This window comes from Ralstonia sp. AU12-08 (assembly GCF_000442475.1).
Lineage (GTDB): Bacteria > Pseudomonadota > Gammaproteobacteria > Burkholderiales > Burkholderiaceae > Ralstonia > Ralstonia insidiosa.
This window is the reverse complement of record NZ_ASZV01000068.1, coordinates 1-2894: the sequence shown is the minus strand read 5'-3', so window position 1 is coordinate 2894 and position 2894 is coordinate 1. Positions and strand designations below refer to the sequence as shown.

General features: G+C 58.9%; 4 protein-coding genes. All 4 read right to left on the bottom strand.

What is annotated here, in order from left to right; all coding sequences use genetic code 11:
- A partial coding sequence (locus C404_RS58655; RefSeq protein WP_031330298.1) for an FAD:protein FMN transferase occupies positions 1-232 on the bottom strand: 232 nt, incomplete at its 3' end.
- Positions 233-309: 77 nt separating this feature from the next.
- Entirely contained in the window at positions 310-831 is a 522-nt protein-coding gene (locus C404_RS58650; protein ID WP_004635288.1) for an FMN-binding protein, read from the bottom strand.
- Between the two features lie 27 nt (positions 832-858).
- Complete coding sequence (locus C404_RS58645; protein ID WP_004635287.1) at positions 859-1767, bottom strand: DUF6662 family protein; 909 nt, start codon at positions 1765-1767, stop codon at positions 859-861.
- An 83-nt stretch (positions 1768-1850) separates the two neighbouring features.
- Positions 1851-2894 (bottom strand): HAD-IC family P-type ATPase (locus tag C404_RS58640; protein ID WP_021197858.1); only part of this gene is annotated, 1044 nt, incomplete at its 5' end.

Genomic DNA, 2894 nt, shown 5'->3' with positions numbered 1-2894 from the left:
TTTTGTGTGCCACCAACATGCGGGCCACGGTGGGGTCGAACACGCCGCCGGTACGCTCGTGCATGCGCTGGGCCTCGCGCAGCACACGCATGGTCCAAGGGTGAACGCGGACCGCTTCGCCTACCGACGCCGCATGCAGACGTGACAAGTCGCTATCCGAGCGCTGGAAGCTCATCAACGCCTCGGCTTGCTCGATTACGGAGAACGCCGCTGCGATGGCGGTTTCTGCCAAGTGAGCGCAGTCCTGGGGATACACATCGTCAATGCGAACTTCAACGAAAGTCCCCAATAGCGGTTTGGAGCGACGAATCACATCTTGGCTAGTAAGAGGTCATACACAGCCAGCACCCGCTTGACTCCCTGGGTGATGTGTTTGCATGAGAGCGTCGCGCCACTGATGTTACGGATGTCTTTACCAAGCTGCACAGCATCCTGCGCGGTCTTACCAACAAACTGGGCACGCCAGTCGGCATTGCGCACCTCATAGCCATACGTTTCCTGGTACGTCAGGATATCGACGGCGCGCACGGCTCCCTTGGCGTCGAGCGCCACGGCATACGTGATTTTTTCATGCTTGCCCACCACGCGATCCACGATGAACCAGCCGCCAGTCGACACTTTCCAGACCCCCTTGTCATTGAATGGCTCGTGTACCCCGGAGCGCTCGTTCAATGTTTCGCGAATCTGGTCCGTAATCTGGAGAGGCACGGCCTGAAAACTCGCGCCAGGAAACATCTGCGCCTGAGCCTGTTGAACTGTCAGGTATTCCGTCGCTTGGACGGGCACGACCAGCACCGCAAGCGGCACTGCCGCCATGGGAGTCCACTTCATGTCTGTCTCCGTATCAATGGACGCGCTTCAAAATGGGAACCCCACCTTGACCATGAACTCGTTGCGCGCATGCTCGTCACCGAAGATACGGTTGCCTGCCACTACGTCCGCCTGGTCCTCGTTGTAGGTTTTGACTACGGGCAATTGGTGGCGCCACGCGGCCGTTACCCACCAGTGTTTGGTGGCGTAGTGCAAATTGGGGCCAAGAAACCACGCGGAGTGATCACGACGGTTATAGCGATACCCCTGGAATTCACGATGGTTGCGCGCCTCCATGCCCAGGCTCAGGTTGTCGGTCAAGCGATAGGACACGCCGGCGGTCAGATCAAGCATGGAAGCACGCTCAATATCACCCATGGCGGTTTTGTCGCGCTCATGGGCACCGAGAATATTGGCGGCAAAAATGAGCCGATCATCCAACCAGTTCTTCTGCAAGATGATGCGCCATTCGAGATCGCGCTCACGGGGCCCCAGTTCTGGCTCGATGTACAGTGCCAAGCCGATCGGATCAGTCACTGGGTTCATGAGTTGGTAGATCGCTTCGAGTGAAACAGTCTCGAAGCGAGTCTTGCGGTAACGCCCAGTCGGATCGTCATTGGGACCGAGATCTGTCAGCGGCCCACGCGTGGTGCCATCAAGACCATTCCGATTGGCGTTCACGTAGCTCCAGTTGAAATAGCCGGCCAATTGGAATTTGTCCGTCACGCCGTACTCGACTTCTTCGCGGTTGAGCAATCCGCTATAGGATCCTTGGGACTGGCCCCGCTGCAGGAAAGACTGGTGCTCGAATTCGAAGCGGCCTTTGGGCATAACGTCGGCCGTGTAAATCCACCCGAACGGCGATTCGCCGGCAAGCGCAGTTGTGGAACACAGCCAGGCAAGCGCCCCAGCAAGCCAAACCTTCCCCCAATGCGTGCTTTTTGTAGCACCTTGCATTTGACTCCCCTTCCGAAATAAGGAGATTGTAAGGGAGAATGAGAATTGTTCGCAATAGCCTCGTGAAGCGGCGAATGCTGGGATCAGAGTCGGGTCGCACGGAGTCGCAGCGCATTGGCGACCACCGATGCCGAACTCAAGCTCATCGCCAATGCGGCAATCATGGGTGATAACAGAAGTCCGGTAAAAGGATAGAGCACGCCGGCAGCCAATGGCACACCCAGTGCGTTGTAAAGGAAGGCGAAGCCGAGGTTTTGCTTCATGTTGGCAATCGTTGCCTCGGATAAGGCGCGGGCACGGGCAATGCCCCGCAGGTCGCCTTTCACGAGGGTAACCTGGGCGCTGTTCATCGCGACATCGGTACCGGTACCCATCGCAATACCCACGTCGGCTTTGGCGAGCGCCGGTGCATCATTGATGCCGTCGCCTGCCATCGCTACAACCAAGCCTCGTTCTTGAAGTGTGGCGACCAACGCCAGCTTATCCGCAGGCTTGACCTCGCCGCGAAACTCAACAATGCCAAGTTGTTTTGCGACGGATTGGGCGGTCACGTTTCCGTCGCCGGTAGCCATCACGATCCGAAGCCCATCGGCTCTGAGTTGGGTCAGGGCCTGCGGTGTTGTCGTCTTCACGCGATCGGAAACCGACAGCAGGCCAGCAAGGACCCCATCGACCGCCAGGTACATCACACTGGCGCCTCGGGCTCGCATGGCGTCTGCCTCGGTGGAGGCGGCATCGACAGCAACCGCGTGCGCCTGCATCAGCGAGGTGTTGCCGAGCGCCAGGCTTCGCCCAGCGACGTGTCCTCTCACGCCGATCCCTGACGCGGATTCAAAATCTTCCGGCCGCTCGAGCGCGAGCCCCTGTTCGCGCGCTTGCGCCACGATCGCAGCGGCCAAGGGGTGCTCACTACCTTGGTCCAGACTGGCCGCCAAGCGCAAGACGTCCATGTCGGAAAATCCATTGAGGCCAATGGCCCGATCGAATGAGGGGCGCCCTTCGGTCAACGTGCCTGTCTTGTCCACAATAAGCGTGTCGACCTTGCGCAGGTTCTCGATTGCTGCGGCATCCCGAAAAAGAATGCCGTGTTCGGCCCCTTTGCCGCTGGCCACCATGATGGACATGGG